The 14984-nt window shown below is 70.9% G+C and carries 19 protein-coding genes; 7 read left to right on the top strand and 12 right to left on the bottom strand.

All coding sequences use genetic code 11. The features are described from left to right. Nucleotides 1-26: 26 nt before the first annotated feature. Nucleotides 27-1574, top strand: a complete 1548-nt coding sequence (locus HQQ88_RS08430; protein ID WP_216834423.1) for an MFS transporter — start codon at nucleotides 27-29, stop codon at nucleotides 1572-1574. Between the two features lie 568 nt (nucleotides 1575-2142). Here HQQ88_RS08430 and HQQ88_RS08425 read toward each other — a convergent pair. Beyond that, a complete protein-coding gene (locus HQQ88_RS08425) occupies nucleotides 2143-2580 on the bottom strand; it encodes an NUDIX domain-containing protein (protein WP_173169203.1) in 438 nt (145 codons plus the stop codon). A gap of 42 nt (nucleotides 2581-2622) precedes the next feature. On the opposite strand from HQQ88_RS08425, the gene HQQ88_RS08420 reads away from it, so the two are divergent. Then, nucleotides 2623-2853: a hypothetical protein gene (locus tag HQQ88_RS08420; protein WP_173169202.1), complete on the top strand. Its 231-nt coding sequence runs from the start codon at nucleotides 2623-2625 to the stop codon at nucleotides 2851-2853. On the opposite strand, the gene HQQ88_RS08415 is transcribed toward HQQ88_RS08420, so the two are convergent. Continuing rightward, nucleotides 2850-3806, bottom strand: a complete 957-nt coding sequence (locus HQQ88_RS08415) for a phosphotransferase (protein ID WP_173169201.1) — start codon at nucleotides 3804-3806, stop codon at nucleotides 2850-2852. The genes HQQ88_RS08420 and HQQ88_RS08415 overlap by 4 nt on opposite strands. A gap of 62 nt (nucleotides 3807-3868) precedes the next feature. Between HQQ88_RS08415 and HQQ88_RS08410 the strand changes: the two genes are divergently transcribed. Then, a complete protein-coding gene (locus HQQ88_RS08410) occupies nucleotides 3869-4108 on the top strand; it encodes a hypothetical protein (RefSeq protein ID WP_173169200.1) in 240 nt (79 codons plus the stop codon). A 4-nt stretch (nucleotides 4109-4112) separates the two neighbouring features. On the opposite strand, the gene HQQ88_RS08405 is transcribed toward HQQ88_RS08410, so the two are convergent. Together HQQ88_RS08405 and HQQ88_RS08400 are read right to left on the bottom strand one after the other, a co-directional pair. Further along, complete coding sequence (locus HQQ88_RS08405; RefSeq protein ID WP_173169199.1) at nucleotides 4113-4361, bottom strand: hypothetical protein; 249 nt, start codon at nucleotides 4359-4361, stop codon at nucleotides 4113-4115. Beyond that, entirely contained in the window at nucleotides 4358-4864 is a 507-nt protein-coding gene (locus HQQ88_RS08400) for a MarR family transcriptional regulator (RefSeq protein ID WP_173169198.1), read from the bottom strand. Before HQQ88_RS08400 ends, HQQ88_RS08405 begins: the two co-directional genes overlap by 4 nt. Nucleotides 4865-4954: 90 nt before the next feature. Between HQQ88_RS08400 and HQQ88_RS08395 the strand changes: the two genes are divergently transcribed. Then, nucleotides 4955-5884, top strand: a complete 930-nt coding sequence (locus HQQ88_RS08395; protein WP_173169437.1) for an NADP-dependent oxidoreductase — start codon at nucleotides 4955-4957, stop codon at nucleotides 5882-5884. Nucleotides 5885-5890: 6 nt separating this feature from the next. On the opposite strand, the gene HQQ88_RS08390 is transcribed toward HQQ88_RS08395, so the two are convergent. Beyond that, the gene (locus HQQ88_RS08390; protein ID WP_173169197.1) at nucleotides 5891-6754 is read right to left on the bottom strand and encodes a pentapeptide repeat-containing protein; all 864 of its coding nucleotides are present in this window, start codon (nucleotides 6752-6754) and stop codon (nucleotides 5891-5893) included. Between the two features lie 224 nt (nucleotides 6755-6978). Here HQQ88_RS08390 and HQQ88_RS08385 point away from each other — a divergent pair, with 224 nt between their 5' ends. After that, a complete protein-coding gene (locus HQQ88_RS08385) occupies nucleotides 6979-7170 on the top strand; it encodes a hypothetical protein (RefSeq protein WP_173169196.1) in 192 nt (63 codons plus the stop codon). A gap of 27 nt (nucleotides 7171-7197) precedes the next feature. Here HQQ88_RS08385 and HQQ88_RS08380 read toward each other — a convergent pair whose 3' ends face one another. Genes HQQ88_RS08380 through HQQ88_RS08365 form a run of 4 tightly spaced genes read right to left on the bottom strand, consistent with a single transcriptional unit; the run spans nucleotide 7198 to nucleotide 10962 of the window. Continuing rightward, entirely contained in the window at nucleotides 7198-7854 is a 657-nt protein-coding gene (locus HQQ88_RS08380) for a response regulator transcription factor (protein WP_173169195.1), read from the bottom strand. After that, nucleotides 7851-9191, bottom strand: a complete 1341-nt coding sequence (locus HQQ88_RS19875) for a histidine kinase (RefSeq protein WP_173169194.1) — start codon at nucleotides 9189-9191, stop codon at nucleotides 7851-7853. The genes HQQ88_RS08380 and HQQ88_RS19875 overlap by 4 nt, the downstream gene beginning before the upstream one ends. Beyond that, on the bottom strand, nucleotides 9188-10054 hold the full coding sequence (locus tag HQQ88_RS08370) for an ABC transporter permease subunit (protein ID WP_173169193.1): 867 nt from the start codon (nucleotides 10052-10054) through the stop codon (nucleotides 9188-9190). Before HQQ88_RS08370 ends, HQQ88_RS19875 begins: the two co-directional genes overlap by 4 nt. Then, nucleotides 10051-10962: an ABC transporter ATP-binding protein gene (locus HQQ88_RS08365; protein ID WP_131880578.1), complete on the bottom strand. Its 912-nt coding sequence runs from the start codon at nucleotides 10960-10962 to the stop codon at nucleotides 10051-10053. Before HQQ88_RS08365 ends, HQQ88_RS08370 begins: the two co-directional genes overlap by 4 nt. Before the next feature lie 113 nt (nucleotides 10963-11075). Here HQQ88_RS08365 and HQQ88_RS08360 point away from each other — a divergent pair, with 113 nt between their 5' ends. Further along, nucleotides 11076-12071: an alpha/beta hydrolase gene (locus tag HQQ88_RS08360; protein ID WP_173169192.1), complete on the top strand. Its 996-nt coding sequence runs from the start codon at nucleotides 11076-11078 to the stop codon at nucleotides 12069-12071. A 9-nt stretch (nucleotides 12072-12080) separates the two neighbouring features. Next, entirely contained in the window at nucleotides 12081-12647 is a 567-nt protein-coding gene (locus HQQ88_RS08355) for a GNAT family N-acetyltransferase (protein WP_173169191.1), read from the top strand. A gap of 170 nt (nucleotides 12648-12817) precedes the next feature. Here the strand turns inward: HQQ88_RS08355 and HQQ88_RS08350 are convergent, their stop codons facing one another. From HQQ88_RS08350 to HQQ88_RS08340, 3 genes are read right to left on the bottom strand one after another with little or no spacing between them, the layout of a single operon-like run. After that, a complete protein-coding gene (locus tag HQQ88_RS08350; RefSeq protein WP_173169190.1) occupies nucleotides 12818-13378 on the bottom strand; it encodes a TetR family transcriptional regulator in 561 nt (186 codons plus the stop codon). After that, the gene (locus tag HQQ88_RS08345; RefSeq protein ID WP_173169189.1) at nucleotides 13375-14226 is read right to left on the bottom strand and encodes an MBL fold metallo-hydrolase; all 852 of its coding nucleotides are present in this window, start codon (nucleotides 14224-14226) and stop codon (nucleotides 13375-13377) included. Before HQQ88_RS08345 ends, HQQ88_RS08350 begins: the two co-directional genes overlap by 4 nt. After that, on the bottom strand, nucleotides 14223-14951 hold the full coding sequence (locus HQQ88_RS08340; RefSeq protein WP_173169188.1) for an alpha/beta fold hydrolase: 729 nt from the start codon (nucleotides 14949-14951) through the stop codon (nucleotides 14223-14225). The genes HQQ88_RS08345 and HQQ88_RS08340 overlap by 4 nt, the downstream gene beginning before the upstream one ends. Nucleotides 14952-14984: the final 33 nt, after the last annotated feature.

Below are 14984 nucleotides of genomic sequence, written 5' to 3'. Positions count from 1 at the left end.
GGCCGGGACCGCGTGCGATCCCGGCCATGCAACTGCCCAAGGCACCCCTCACACGCACTGACGAGATCCCGGAACGGACCAACCCCATGACGACCACTGAACGCGCCCCGAGTACCGGATCGAACCCGATACCCCAGACCCGACACCGATGGTGGGTGCTCGTCGCGGTGTCCGTGGCGCAGCTGATGGTCGTCCTGGACAGCTCGATCGTGAACATCGCCCTGCCCGCCGCCCAGGCCGACCTCGGCTTCGACGACGCGGGGCGGCAATGGATCGTCACCGGATACGCACTGTCCTTCGGCAGCCTGCTGCTGCTCGCGGGACGACTGAATGATCTCATCGGACGACGCCGATCCTTCCTGATCGGCCTCGCCGGGTTCGCGGCCGCATCGGCCCTGGCGGGCTTCGCACCGGACTTCGGCGTCCTTGTTACAGCCCGCATCCTGCAAGGCACCTTCGCCGCCCTGCTCGCACCCGCCGGACTCTCCCTCCTCACCAGCACTTTCCGAGAGAGCAAAGAAAGGGCCCGAGCACTCGGGATCTTCGGCGCAATCGCCGGCGCCGGCGGCGCCGTCGGACTCCTCCTCGGCGGCGTCCTGACGGAGTACACCAGTTGGAGGTGGTGCCTGTACGTCAACCTGTTCTTCGCCGGCTTCGCCTTTATCGCCGGCCGGGCCTTCCTCCCCGCGGACGTCTCTTCCTCGAAGAAGATCGCCCTGGACCTCCCGGGAAGTATCACCGCTGTCCTAGCGCTCTTCGGCGTCGTCTACGGGCTCGGAAACGCAGAGAACGAAGGTTGGACATCGCCGCTGACCCTCATCCCCCTCATCGGCGGAGGCGTACTCCTGGCCGTGTTCGTCCTCATCGAACGACGCGCCAGCAATCCGCTCCTGCCGCTTCGCCTCGTGGCGGACCGCACCCGCGGTGGGGCCTACATCGTGCTCGCCATCACCGGCGCAGGCATGTTCGGAATCTTCCTGTTCCTCACCTACTACCTGATCCAAGCCCTCGGCTTCACGTCGCTGCAAACCGGCGCCGCGTTCATGCCCATGGTCGCCGCCCTCGTCGTGTCGGCAAGCATCATCGGAGTCTGGGCCACCTCCCGGTTCGGCGCCCGAGTCCCCGTCGCTGCCGGCGGGGTAATCGTCGCGTTCGGCATGTTCCTGCTCACCAGGCTCCAACTCGACAGCACCTACCTGCTCAACGTCGTCCCCGCACTCGTCATCATCGGCCTCGGCCTGGGACTTGTGTTCTCGGCCGTACAGATCGCTGCACTCGCCGGGGTAGAAACCCGCGACGGCGGTGCCGCGGGAGCCATGGTCAACACCATGCAACAGATCGGCGGTTCAATCGGGATCGCCGTCCTCAGCGCGGTCTCCGCAGGCCAAGCCGCTGCGGCCCTCACCGGATCGAATCCCACGGCGGTCGCGCAAGCCGAAGCAGCATTGGCCGGCTACCACGCCGTCTTCTGGTGCTCGCTCGGATTCTTCCTGCTCGCATCCCTTGCAGCACTCCTGCTCATCAAGCGCGGCCAGCTGCCTCAGAACCCCGACATCGCCGTAGCAGCCCACTGAGCTAGCGCGCGAAGAATGAAAGCAGGGACATGCCCACACTCGTTCCTCGCTTACGACTCAATTCACCGTTCTGGACCCTCGATCGACGGAGCAGGGCGCCGCCGCCGCGCGGGTTCTGGAAAGCTACTTGGCGAAGGCAGGTAGACGATCGTGCAGCGGGGCGGCTCGAGCGCATCACCATAGTGCTTGATGATCAAGCCGTGCGGACGCGCCTTCGATCGGTGGCGATGCGACCGGGAAATCAATCACGTCGGTGACCACGAGCAGATCACCGACCATGAGTGCATGAGATGGAACGAGAACGCGACGGGGAAGCAACTGCGCGATCTGCGACCGCCGCGGTCCGCCCGGTAGCGGATCGGCTATCGGACGTGATCACGACACGGATCGGTGCGAGAACGACGACACCGAACGAAGCTGCTCGCAGGCAATGGGTTTTGGACAGCTGATCGGTCGGCGTGTCACGACTCAGGAGCTACCTGCTCAGAAACGATCGTTTGTGAACGCGGTCACGGCCACACATGAGGGCTACACCACCGGCAGGTGTGTGACCGACGGGGTCGGAACATCAGCTGGCCGAGGAGTCCATCGGGTTGTGTCCCGCGAGCAGGTCGAGCACGCCGTCCGGGAACACCGGGACGTCCGTGTCGACGGGCGCCCAGCGCACCGGGCTGCCCTCGTCCAGCACCACGAGTTCAGCGTCGAGCGGCACCGCGTCCAGCTCTGCCGACCGGACGGCGAACACGTGGACGTACTCGTGCCCGGGCTGCCCCTCGTACTCGAACAGGTTCTCGAGGACACCGAGCAGCCGGACCTCGTCGAGGGCGACGTCGAGCTCCTCGCGGAACTCCCGGCGGAGCGCCTGGACCGCGGTCTCGCCGAACTCGATGCCGCCGCCGACCGCGCGGTGGAAGCGGAGGTCCCGCACGCTGTCGAACGACTCGGACAGCAGCACGTGGCCGTCCTTGACCGGCAGCCCGACCGAGATGTTCCGGATGCTCCCCATCACGCCACTCTGCCACCGGTTCGGGTTCGGTAGGTTCGGACCATGCACGCCATCCGCTCGATCGCCACCCTCGCGATCGTCTTCCTCGGTCTGGGCTTCCTGCTCACAGCCGGTGGTTCGGTCTGGACGATCCTCACCCCGGACGGCACCGGCGTGAACTTCGCCGCGGGGTTCATGTACATGGGTGGCATGGTCGTCGGTATCGCCGGGATCGCACTCGGGGTCGCCGCGCTCATGGCCGTCGCCCGGGCGGCGAAGCGCTTCGGCCGCTAACCGGCGAGCGCCTCGGCAGCAGCACCCCACCCGGTGGGGTCATCCCCCGGCGGGACGAACAGCATCGTGTTCCAGAGCACCAGGACGTCCCACCACGCGAGCTCGTCGGCAGTGAGCGCGCTCACCGAGCGGTAGCCGTCGAGCAGCTGCCGGTGGACGGCCGCGGGGACCGGGCCCCAGTCGTGGAAGAGCGTCCCGAGCAGGACGGCCGAGCGTGCCAGCTCGACGATGCGGTGGTCGAGCCGCAGGTCCTCGAAGTCGATGACGGCGACGACGTCCGAGTCGGCGCACAGGACGTTCGCCGCCCGGTAGTCGCCGTGCACGATCTGGACCGGCAGGTCGTCGGACGGCGCGGCCGCAAGCAGCCGTCGCAGTGCCACCCGGGCGCGGTCCAGCACGTGCGTCGGCCCACCGTCGAGCCAGCCCTCGACCTGCTGCACGAGTGGGATCGGCAGCGGGCGCACACCGGCTGCGCGCGCCCGATCGGGGCTGTCGCGCAGCGCGTCGTGGAAGCGGGCCAGCGTCGCACCGGCCGCGTGGACCTGTGCCGGATCGCGGACGTCCAGCAGGGTTCCGCCGATGACGTGCTGGAGCCCCATCGAGACCCCGTCTTCCTCGACCTGCACCCGTCCGTCGGGCGTCGGCATCGGGGCGGAAACGGGCAGGCCGCGCTCCGCGAGCCACGTCGTGAGGTCCGCCGCGAACGCCAAGCGCTCGAACACGTCCGGTGCGATCGACCACTTCAGGAGCATCCGGCCGCCAGCGGTCGAGACCCAGGCGAGCGCGTTGTGGTCACTCATCACGATGCGCTCGCAGGCGATGACGCGCACGTTCCACCACCGCCCGAGCGTCCGGATGACCCAGTCCTCGGCAGCGGCGACGTCCGTGAACCCGAAACGGCTCCGCAGCACCTCGGTGGGATCAGCTCGTTCCCAGAGCATCTCGGGGGTCATCGCTCCACCCTCGCAGGTCGCGCTACCATCCGGTACCGGTCCACGCACGGAAGCGAGTCGCCATGACCTCCCAGAGCACGAGGGTCCTGCACGTGATGTGCACGGTGTTCCTGTTGGGCGCCTTCCTGTCGGTCGGGATCGGTGGGTGGTCGCTCGCGAACGACACCGGGGGCGGTGCGAACATCGGCGGCGGCATCCTGATGCTGTTCGGTTACCTGCTCGGTCTGATCGGGATCGCGCTCGGGCTCGCCACACTCGTCGTCGGCACCGTGTCGCGGCGACGGTCACGCACGCGCAGCTGACGCCTCAGCGGCGGCGGGTGCGGAGCCGCTGCACGCCCACCCATCCGGCGACCGCGAAGCAGCCGAGCGCGAGGACGTACGAGACGAGCAGGTCGGCCCATGCGCGCGGGTTGATCGATCCGTCGGGCAACCGCTCCTGGAGCTGGAACGACGTCGGGAACAGCCAGTACGAGGTCGCGTAGACGGTCAGCGCCAGCCCGACGACGACCGAGCCGACGATGATCCACCGAGCGGCGCGCGCTCCGACGGTCACGCGGACGCCCCCTTCGCGGATCGTCGCGACGCCGACCGCGGCGGGTTCGCTCGCAGGTGTTCGCTGATGCGCCCGAGGACCCGGGCGAGGTCATTGGCATCGTCGTCCGAGATGGGAGCGAACAGGAGTCCGTGCACGGTGCCGATGTGGCCGGGGAACACGTCGGCAAGGACTTCGCGCCCCGCATCGGTGATCGCGACGACGGTGCTGCGTTCATCGTCCGGCGACGGGGACCTCGTGACGAGGCCGCGCTGATCCAGCAGTTGCGCCTGGTAGGTCAGCCCGCTGCGGCTGTACACGACGCCGTCGGCCAGGTCCGTCATCCGCTGGCGGCCGTCGGCGGTGTCACCGAGGCGCGCGAGGAGCTGGAACTGGACGTAACTCAGCCGACCGACGTCGCGCAGCTGCTTCTCGACCGCGGGGCGCAGGAGTGCACTCACCTCGGTCAGCGCGAAGTAGGCGCCGAGCTGTGTCGGGGTCAGTGCCGTCGGGGTTTCCGTCATGCATCGATCCTACCTGTTGCTTCGAGTTCGAAGCAGTGTTACGGTCGTCGCATTCGCTTCGAATTCGAAGCACTTACGAAGGGCATGACCATGCAGGCAGTGCAGTTCCACGAAGTCGGCGGACCCGAGGTCCTCCAGTACGGCGAGGTCGAGCAGCCGACCCCGGCAGCGGGTCAGGTGCGACTCCGCGTCGCGGCCTCCGCGTACAACGCTGCGGACAACGGCATGCGGGCCGGCTTCCTGCCGATCCCGATCCAGCTGCCGCACATCCCCGGCTACGACGTCTCCGGCACGGTCGACGCGATCGCCGAGGGGGTGACCGGGTTGACCGTGGGCGACGCGGTCATCGCGTTCCTGCCGATGGACCGGGACGGCGGGGCAGCCGAGTCCGTCGTCGCACCCGCTGAGGCCGTCGTGGCAGCACCCACGAGCATCCCACTGGCCGATGCCGCCGCCCTGCCGTCCGTCGCGCTGACGGCATGGCAGGCCCTGTTCGACGACGGCCGGCTCACCGCCGGGCAGCGTCTGCTCGTCGTGGGTGCCGGCGGGGTCGTCGGCAAGTACGCCGTCCAGCTCGCCAAGCGCGCCGGAGCACACGTCATCGCGACCGCCAGCCCCCGCAGTGCCGATGCCGTGCGCGCGGCCGGTGCCGACCAGGTCATCGACCACACCGACGTCGACCTGCTCGACGCCCTCGACGGTCAGGTCGACGTGCTGCTCAACCTGGCGCCGATCGAGCCCGAGCAGTTCGCGGCGGACGTCGCAGCGGTCCGTGACGGCGGGGTCGTCGTGAGCACGACGGCGTTCATGGCCACGCCGGGTGACGAGTCGCGAGGCGTTCGTGCAGCGACTGTGTTCGTCCTGCCGAACCGCGAACGCCTGACGGAGCTCGTCGCGCTCGTGGACGCCGGGGCCCTGACGGTCGAGGTCACGCGGCGCATCCCGCTCGCCGATCTGCCCGCACTGCACGCCGAGGGCGCAGCCGGGAGGATCGTCGGCAAGGTCATCGTCCTGCCCTGACCCGGATCACCGGAGCGGCCAGTGCCCTGGACGATCGAGGTCGTCGGGCAGCACCGTGGACGCATCGCCCTGCGCGGCGTTCACCTGCGGCTGGGTGAGGAACAACGTGTTCGACAGGTCCGCTCCCCCGAGCCGGGCATCGCGCAGGTCCGCCCCGAGCAGGTCCACGCCCGACAGGTCGCATCCCCGCAGGTCCGCGGCGATCAGGACCGCACCGCGCAGATCGGCGCCGACCAGGACGCGAGATCGCAGGTCGCGGCCGGCCAGGTCAGCCGACGGGTGCAGGTCACCGGCCGAGTCGCCGGCGGCGGGGTACCCACCTCGGGCCTCCGCGCTGACGTCGATCAGGACGGAACGGACCTCGGACCGGAGCGACTCGACGTCCACCGCGAGGACGCCGGCCAACTCACCGTCGAGGACCTGCTGGATGCGGAGCCGGAGCACGGTCGGTGCATCCGCTGACCCCAGAGCGGTCGAGCGATACACCGCCTCGGCCAGGTACCAGAGCATCTCGTGGAGCTGCCGGGCGACGGCGAAGGCCTGGAACATCTCGGGCTTCGAGTCCGGCTCCTCGACCCAGCTCGTGCCGTCGAACAGGACCTGCGAGACGTACTGGCCAGCCCCGAAGCAGTCGAAGGTGGTGCACCCGGTGAAGCCCCGTGGACGGAGGGCCTGGTGGATCGTGCAGGAGAAGTCGTCGGCCAGGTTCCGGCACGGGGTGCCGGCGGGCTTGTCGATCGGGAAGTCGCTGGACCGCTGGAACCCGAAGGCGGTGCAGCAGAGCGCGAAGCAGTCACCGCACGAAGCGCGGAGGGCCGAGCGTTCGGCGGGAGAAGAGGGAGGAGGAAAAGAAGAAGAAGACGATGACATGGACGAACGGTCTCTCTGGAGTGGTCTCGACAGGGCGCCGGGGTGCTGGGGAACTCCGTCGGGAGTCCCCGTTCCGGGCGCACGAGATCACCACCCCTCGTCCGAGGAGCGAACCGGTGTCGCTGGATGGGCTCTGCGTCACAGAGCGGGAGAACGTGTCACTGCGGCCAGGCTAGCGGCGCGCGACTGCGCCCGTCCGCAGTCCCGACGCGTACGGTGCACGTGTGACCAGAACCCATCCGGCAAGACCGCACCGCCTCGTGCTGATCGCCGCCGCCGTCGTGCTGGTGATCGGCATCGTGCTCCTGTTCACCCCGTGGGACGGGCTGGTCCCCGTGCTCGCCTGGGTGCTCATCGTGGCGTCCATCGCCCTCGGCGCGATCACCCTCTTCTTCTCGCGCGCACCCCGCAGCTGACCGCGCCGCCACGCGATCGGCGCCCCGTCAGGACCGCGGCACGAGACCGTGCTCGTAGGCGAAGATCACCGCGTGCACCCGGTCGCGCAGGCCCAGTTTGCCGAGCACCCGCCCGACGTGCGTCTTGACCGTGGACTCGCTCGTCACCAGGTGCGCGGCGATCTCGGGGTTCGACAACCCGCGGGCCATCGCGAGCAGCACCTCGCGCTCCCGCGGGGTCAGGGGCCCCAGCGGGTCCGGACCCGCCGGCCGGTCGTCCGGCAGCACGGAGCCGAAGAGCTCGAGCATCCGCTGCGTCACCCGCGGTGAGACCGCGGCCTCGCCCGCAGCCACGGACCGGACGGCGTCGAGGAGCTGCGCGGCACTGACGTCCTTGAGCAGGAACCCGCTCGCCCCGGCACGCAGGCCACCGAACGCGTACTCGTCCAGGTCGAAGGTCGTCAGCACGAGCACCCGGGTCTCGGGGACCTGCTCGACGATCGCGGCCGTCGCCGTGACGCCGTCGACGTGGGGCATCCGGACGTCCATCAGCACGACGTCCGGACGCAGGGCACGCACGAGCCGAACACCCGCACCGCCGTCACCGGCCTCGCCGACGACCTCGATGTCGGGCTGCGCCTCGAGCAGCAGCCGGAACCCCGTCCGGATGAGCTGCTGGTCGTCGACGATCGCCACGCGGATCACCGGTCCTCCGTCCTGACCGGGATCGTCGCCCGGATCTGCCAACCGTCGGTGCCGTCGCGGAAGCCCGCGCGCACCTGCCCACCCAGCGCGCGGATGCGCTCGTCGATCCCGATGAGCCCTCGACCCGACCCCGCTGGGGCGTGGGCCGATCCGTCCAGCCGAATCCGGCCTCCTGTCCGTCCGTCGTCGGTGACGACCACGGTGACCTCGGTGGCGGACGCTGCCACGCGGACGTCGACCGATCGGACGCGCTGCGCGTGCCGGGCGGTGTTGGTGAGGCCCTCCTGCACGACCCGGTACACGGCGAGCTGCAGGGCGTCGTCGTCGGGGACGACGCCGACCAGTTCGAGGGCGACGGGGGTGCCCAGCGCGCGGAACCGGTCGACGAGCTGCGGGACGTCGTGGATGCCCGGTTGCGGCGCGAGCGCGGGTTCGCCGTCGCCTCCGAGCACCCCGAGCATGCGGCGCATGTCGCCCATCGCGCCACGGCCGACATCGGCGACTCCGCGCATGGCCGCCGTCGCTGCGGACTCGGCCCCACCGGACGACGCCCCACCAGACGACGCCCCCGCGGACGACGCGGCCGCCGATCCGGCTGCCGAACCGGCCGCCGACCCGGCCGCCGCGCCCTCGGCCAGCCGCACCATCACCGTGAGCGAGTGCGACACGATGTCGTGCATCTCCCGCGCGATCCGGGCCCGCTCCGCGGCAGTGGCGAGCTGCGCCTGCTGGTCACGCTCCCGGGCCAGCTGGTGCGCGCGGTCGATCAGCGCCTGCGTGTAGCGACGGCGGTTCGACACGTTGACCCCGATCAGGACCGCTGCCAGCAGGAACGTCGTGGGCTGCGGGTACAGGACGTCCGCGAGTCCTCCGGACCCCGGCGCGACCACGAAGACGCGCAGCGCCGTCGCCCCCGCGGCCAGCACGACGGCGACCGCGGCCGTCCACCACCCCGCGGCGCGCGACCACCACACGGTCGCGGCGTACACGGTGAAGAGCACCGGCGAGTACCCCGCTTCCGTCCACGTCATCGCGACGACGGACGCGAGCCCGAGCACCGCCGTCACCGCGGGGTGCGTGCGCCGGAGCGGGATGCCGGAGACGGCGATGACCACGAGGACGACGACCGTGACCCGCGCGGCGGGGCTCCCGTCGACCTGCCACGCACTCCGGAACGCGACGACGACCTCGATCGCACCCCAGAAGACCATGAGCAGCGCGTCGGTCATGACCGGGTGGCGCGCCCAGAACCGCCGAAGCCTGCCGGGTGCGTCGGGCAGGGCGATGCCCCCGGCACCGTCCTGGACGGCACCGGGGGCGAGGTCAGCAGGGGTCACGCGTCCCGCTTCTCGACCAGGGCGAGCGCCGTCACCGAGGCGACGACCACCCAGGCCAGCAGTACCGCGAATCCGCTCCATCCCCCCAAGGCTAGGACGCCGTCGTGCCACCCCGACGTCACCTCGGTGCCGAACTGCATGAGCGGCTGCCCGGCGTTCTGCGGCAGCAGGTTCGTCAGCGTGCCGAGCCAGTCCGCTCCGGTGAACGACTGCACCAGCTGCACGACGACCGGGGCGACCAGCATCAGGCCGAGGACCGCGGCGATCGCGCCGGCTGTGGAGCGCAGGACCACGCCGACCGCGAAGGCCAGCAGCGCGATGAGCGTCAGGTAGACGGAGGCACCCAGCAGCGGCATCGCGACACTCGCGTCCAGCGACGCCTCGACGTTCCGCCCCGCGGCGATGGGCAGGGTGGTGAAGGCGGTGGCCCAGACGCTCACGGCACTCGTGACGAAGACGGCCACGGCGAGGACGATCGCCTTCGCCGCCAGCGCGACCGACCGCCGTGGGACCGCCGCGAACGAGGAGCGGATCATGCCGGTGCCGTACTCGCCGGTGACGACGAGGGCGCCGATCACCGCGACGATCAGCGAGGAGAGCATCGTGCCGCTCGTGCTGTAGAGGACGAGGGCGTTCCGAGCCGCGTCACCCGAGAGCCCCTGACCGCCGTTGTCCGCGAAGGCCGCCAGGAGCACACCGATGCCGATCGGCAGGACGAGCACCAGCAGGAAGCTCCACGCCGTCGACCGCAGCGAGCGGAGCTTGATCCACTCCGAGCGCAGGACGCCGGAGAAGTGGACGCCGGACGTGTGGCTGCCGGCTCCGTCGTGCCGAGGCACGGCGTTGCTCGTGACCGCGCTCATCGGGCCACCTCCGATCGGTACTCGACCTGGTCGTGCGTGAGTTCGAGGTAGGCCTGCTCCAGGCTCGCCTCGGTGGTCGCCAGCTGGTGCAGGACGATGCCCGCGGCACCCGCTGCCTCGCCGATCTGCTCGGCGCCGAGGCCACGGACCTGCAGCGACCCGTCGCCCTCGTAGCCGATGGTGACGTCCGGTCCGGCGATCGCGTCGAGGAGCCGCTCGGGCTCCGGCGTCCGCACGGTGACCGACCGCTCCGTGGCGGCGGCGACCAGGTCCGCGATGTCCATGTCCGCCAGCACCCGGCCGCGACCCATCACGACGATGCGGTCGGCGGTCAGGGCCATCTCGCTCATCAGGTGGCTCGAGATGAACACCGCACGTCCTTCGGCGGCCAGGCTGCGGGCGAGCCGACGCACCCACACGACGCCCTCGGGGTCGAGGCCGTTGACCGGCTCGTCGAGGATCAGCGTCTGCGGATCACCGAGCAGTGCCGCCGCGATCCCGAGCCGCTGCCCCATGCCGAGCGAGAACCCGCCGACGCGCTTCTTCGCGACGTTCTCGAGGCCGGTCATGCCGATGACCTCGTGCACCCGGGCCGTCGGGATCCGGTGCGTCGCGGCGAGCGCCGACAGGTGGTCGAAGGCGCTGCGTCCCTTGTGGACCGCCTTGGCCTCGAGCAGTGCGCCGACGCGACGCAGCGGGTCGCGCAGCTCGCGGTAGGGGCGTCCGTCGACGTGGGCGGTGCCCGAGGTCGGCCGGTCGAGTCCGACGACGGCGCGCATCGTGGTGGACTTGCCCGCGCCGTTCGGACCGAGGAAGCCGGTGACGACGCCGGGACGCACCGTGAAGGACACGTCGTCGACGGCGACCTTCTCGCCGTAGCGCTTGGAGAGGTTCTGGATCTCGATCATGCGGCAACGGTACGGAGACGACCGGGTCCGCCACATCGCCGTCGCAGACGATCTCCGCGGAGCGACCGTGGTACCCCGGTACCACCCGCAGCGGTGCCGGATACGGTGGGGTCATGGGCGTCCAGCGGTGGCACGAGGACGTCCTCGGAGCGCCCTACGAGCGACTCGAACTGCCGCTCGGCTCCGACTCCGAGGGGCCGGTCGTCGCCACCCTCGTCCGTCGTCGGCACACCCCGACGGACCTGCTCCTGCACGGGCGCGGGCCGCTGCACGGCGCTGACGTGCTGTACGTGCACGGGTGGTCCGACTACTTCTTCCAGACGGAGCTCGCCGAGCGCGTCGAACGGCTCGGTGCCCGCTTCCACGCACTGGACCTGCGGAAGTACGGCCGGAGCCTCCGCCCCCAGCAGACCCCGGGGAACGTCGACGACCTGGCGGTGTACGACGAGGACATCGCCGCAGCGCTCGACGCGGTGTCCGCCGAGCACCCCGGCCCCGGTGAGCGGCGACTCGTGCTGATGGGGCACTCCACCGGCGGTCTGACGCTGTCGCTGTGGGCTGCGCGGCACCCGGAACTCGTCGACGGGATCATCCTGAACAGTCCCTGGCTCGAGTTCCAGGCGACCGCCGTGGGCCGGGCGATCGTCGCGCCCGTCATCAAGCTCGGCGCGAAGCGGAACCCCCTCGCCCCGATGCCTGCCGTCGACCCGGGCTTCTACACGCGCACCGTGTCGGCCGCGGGCGAGGGCTCCTGGACGTACGACCAGCAGTGGCGGCCGGAACGCGGGTTCCCCCTGCACCCCGGTTGGCTCGCGGCGGTCTTCGCGGGGCAGGAGACGGTCGAGCACGGGCTCGACATCCAGGTCCCCGTCCTCGTCATGCTCAGCGACAAGAGCATGTTGCAACCCCGGTGGGACCCCGGCATGGCGCACGCCGACGTCGCGCTGAACGTCGACACGGTGGCCCATCGGGCCCTGTCGCTCGGCAACGAGGTGACGGTCCGCCGACTGCCGGGAGCCGTGCACGACGTGGTGCTGTCCGCGCCCGACGTGCGCGAGCAGGCGTACGACGCGATCGGACGCTGGGCCACCACGCTGCACCCCCGCTAGCGTGACGGGATGACCGAGCGCTCCGTCCGGCTGACCCGGCTCGACCCGACCGGGATCGACCACGACACACTCGTCGACTTCCTGTCGACCGAGGACTTCCCGTTCCACGTGCGGCGGACGTGGAGCCGTGCAGAAGCCGTCCAGGCCGTGGACTCCGGCTCCTCCCGCGACGACGAGCACGACTCGTACTGGGTCGACCACACGGAGCACGGCCGCATCGGGCTCGTCCGGCTCGAGGACCTGGGAGACCCGGTCCCGCTGTTCGACCTGCGCATCGCCGGTACGTTCCGCGGTCGCGGACTCGGCGTCCCGACACTGCGCGCGGTCACCGACCACGTCTTCGGCACCCTGCCGTCGGTGACCCGCTTCGAGGGCCAGACCCGCGAGGACAACACGGCCATGCGCCGGGTCTTCGTGCGTGCCGGGTGGGTCAAGGAAGCGCACTACCGCGAGGGGTGGCCGATCGAGGGCGGCCGCGCGGTCGCGTCGGTCGGGTACGGGATCCTGCGCCACGACTGGGAGACGGGCGAGACGACGCCGGTGCCGTGGGACGACGACGTGCTCCCCGACGACTGACGGTTCTGGTTCGTAATCCACGGGGAACGTGAACCAGAACCGTCACCACACGAGGAACGTGCTTGCCCGGCGCGTCTCGCGTCACGGTCCAGAGCGGACGGGAGGCTCGGGTCACGCCCGCCACGGGCCTCCCGTCCGCCCGGTGGACGCGTCCAGGGCGTGACGCGCGATCAGCCGCCAGTCGCCGCCTTCCGCAGCGCGGCGCAGGTCCGCCGGAACGCCACGCTGAGCGACTCCCCCGCGGGGCGCTCCGCCCACTCGTCGAACGCGGCGCGCAGCGCGAGCAGCGCCAACGGCACCGCGAACCGGTCGGCGCCCTGCCACGCCGACTGCAGCTCCAGCGTCTGCGCGGCGTCCCGCTCGAGCACGGCGGACAGCAGTGCCGGATCGGCGACGAGCAGCGCGCGCACCCGGACCAGGCGGTCGAGGTCGTCGTGGCGATCGCATTCGAACGTCACGAGCACCTCGGCGATCACCTCGGTCAACGCGGCGAACGTCACCGGGGCGGTCACCGCGGCGGTGACGGCGTCGTGGACGTCGCGCGGGACGAACAGGAACGCGTCGACCTTCGCGGCGCAGTACCGGAAGAACGTGCGCTCGGTGATGCCGGCCGCGGTCGCGATCTCGGCCCCGGTGACGACGTCGAACCCGCGCGCGCCGACCAGCGCGACCGCGGCGTCCTCGACGGCACACTCCGTCGCCCGCCGGTTCTGCGCCCGGACCCCGGTCACGACGCCGACCGCGTGGAGACCGTCTCGCGCTGCCAGAGCTCCGGCAGCCGGAGGTCGACACCGTCGGCGTCCGCCAGGCGTGTGAACGCGCGCATCGTGACGTCGAGGCGGTCGAGCTTCTTCGGCAGCGGCCTGAGCGGACGGGTCAACGGACGCCAGAACGCGTCCCAGTGCACCGGTCGGACGACGCTCGGCCGCAGGGCGCCGACGGTCTCCTGCCAGTACTGCTCGATCCAGGCCGTCGGCTTCGCACCGGCGGCGCCCGCACCCAGGTAGACGGTGTCGGCGTGGAGCCCCGCGAACGCTCCGCGGATGAAGTTCGCCGTCGGGTGGACCAGCACCGATCCGTCCGGGTGCTCGAACAGGAACGAGGAGCACCCGCCGGTACGGAAGTCGCGCATCCGGGCCGGCAGGGTGACCGGCTCGGTGATCTCGCCCGGCACCGCATCGCCGTCGCTGTGCAGCGCGTGCAGCGGCGTGACCGTGAAGGCCCCCACCGCGAACGACTCGCGGTCGTGGAGCTCCCGGAAGGGCACGCGGTCGAGCCCGTACCCGGTGGCGATCATCCGGGTGGACGCCGAGCCGCCGAGTTCGGCCCCGGTCCGGTCCGCGACCACGGGCGCGTCGAGGGCGTGGTCGGCGTGCGAGTGCGAGACGAGCACGGCATCGAGGTGGTCGACGTCGAACCGTGCGAGTGCGTCCTCGATCCGGGTGACGTCCGGTCGGAGCCGGCCGAGCATCAGCCGCGGGAACGAGGGACGACTGAAGAAGCCGTCCACGAGCAGTGAGGTCGTGCCGTCGGAGACGAGGACGTTGGACACCCCGCCGAACACCGTGGTGACGCTCATGCGTGCGCCCCGCCGAGCACGTCGTCGAGGAGCCGCATCGTACGCGCGGCGTCCTCCATCGCGAGGTCGTGGTGCACCCCGTGCACCCGTTCGACGTCCCACCCGAGGCGCTCGTAGACCGGTACTTCGGCCGCCGGCACGACGTGTCGACCGTCGTCGGTGAGCACGAGCGTCGACGGCACGAACGGGGCCGCCGGAGCGACCGGTGTCGTCGCGACCGCTCGCAGGACGTCGCGCAGCATCGTGCGGTCCCAGTGCCGGTGGCTCTCCTCGGCCCGGGCGACGTTCGCCGGACCCCACCGCGGATCGGTGCGGTCGTAGGCCTTCACGAGCAACGGCTGCAGCCCGGGCAGCGCCCAGAACGCCCGCCCGAGCACGCTCCGCCCCGGTGCCCGCAGGTGGAAGCCGGGGTCGAGGTACACCGCGCGGGCCGGGCGCAACCGGTCGACGGCGTCGAACAGCACCCGTCCGCCGAGCGAGTGTCCGACGACGGCGTCGAGCCCCTGCGGCAGCGTCTCGGCGAGGTCGTCGGCGAACGCGGCGAGCGTGTACGACGCCGCGCGGTCGCTCTCGCCGTGACCCCGCAGGTCCGGCACGAGGAACGTGTACCGGTCCGGGTCGGCGTGGGACACGAGGTCGCGCCACACCAGCGCCGAACCGAGGACGCCGTGCACGAGTCCGACCCGGACCGGGCCGTGACCGTGGGTCTCGACGTGGAGCTGCATGTGCACTCGATTCTGTCAGTGACTGACAGAATA

The organism is Curtobacterium sp. VKM Ac-2861 (assembly GCF_013204965.1).
GTDB lineage: Bacteria > Actinomycetota > Actinomycetes > Actinomycetales > Microbacteriaceae > Curtobacterium.
The sequence above is the reverse complement of the archived record's forward strand: the minus strand, read 5'-3'. Positions and strand labels throughout refer to the sequence as shown.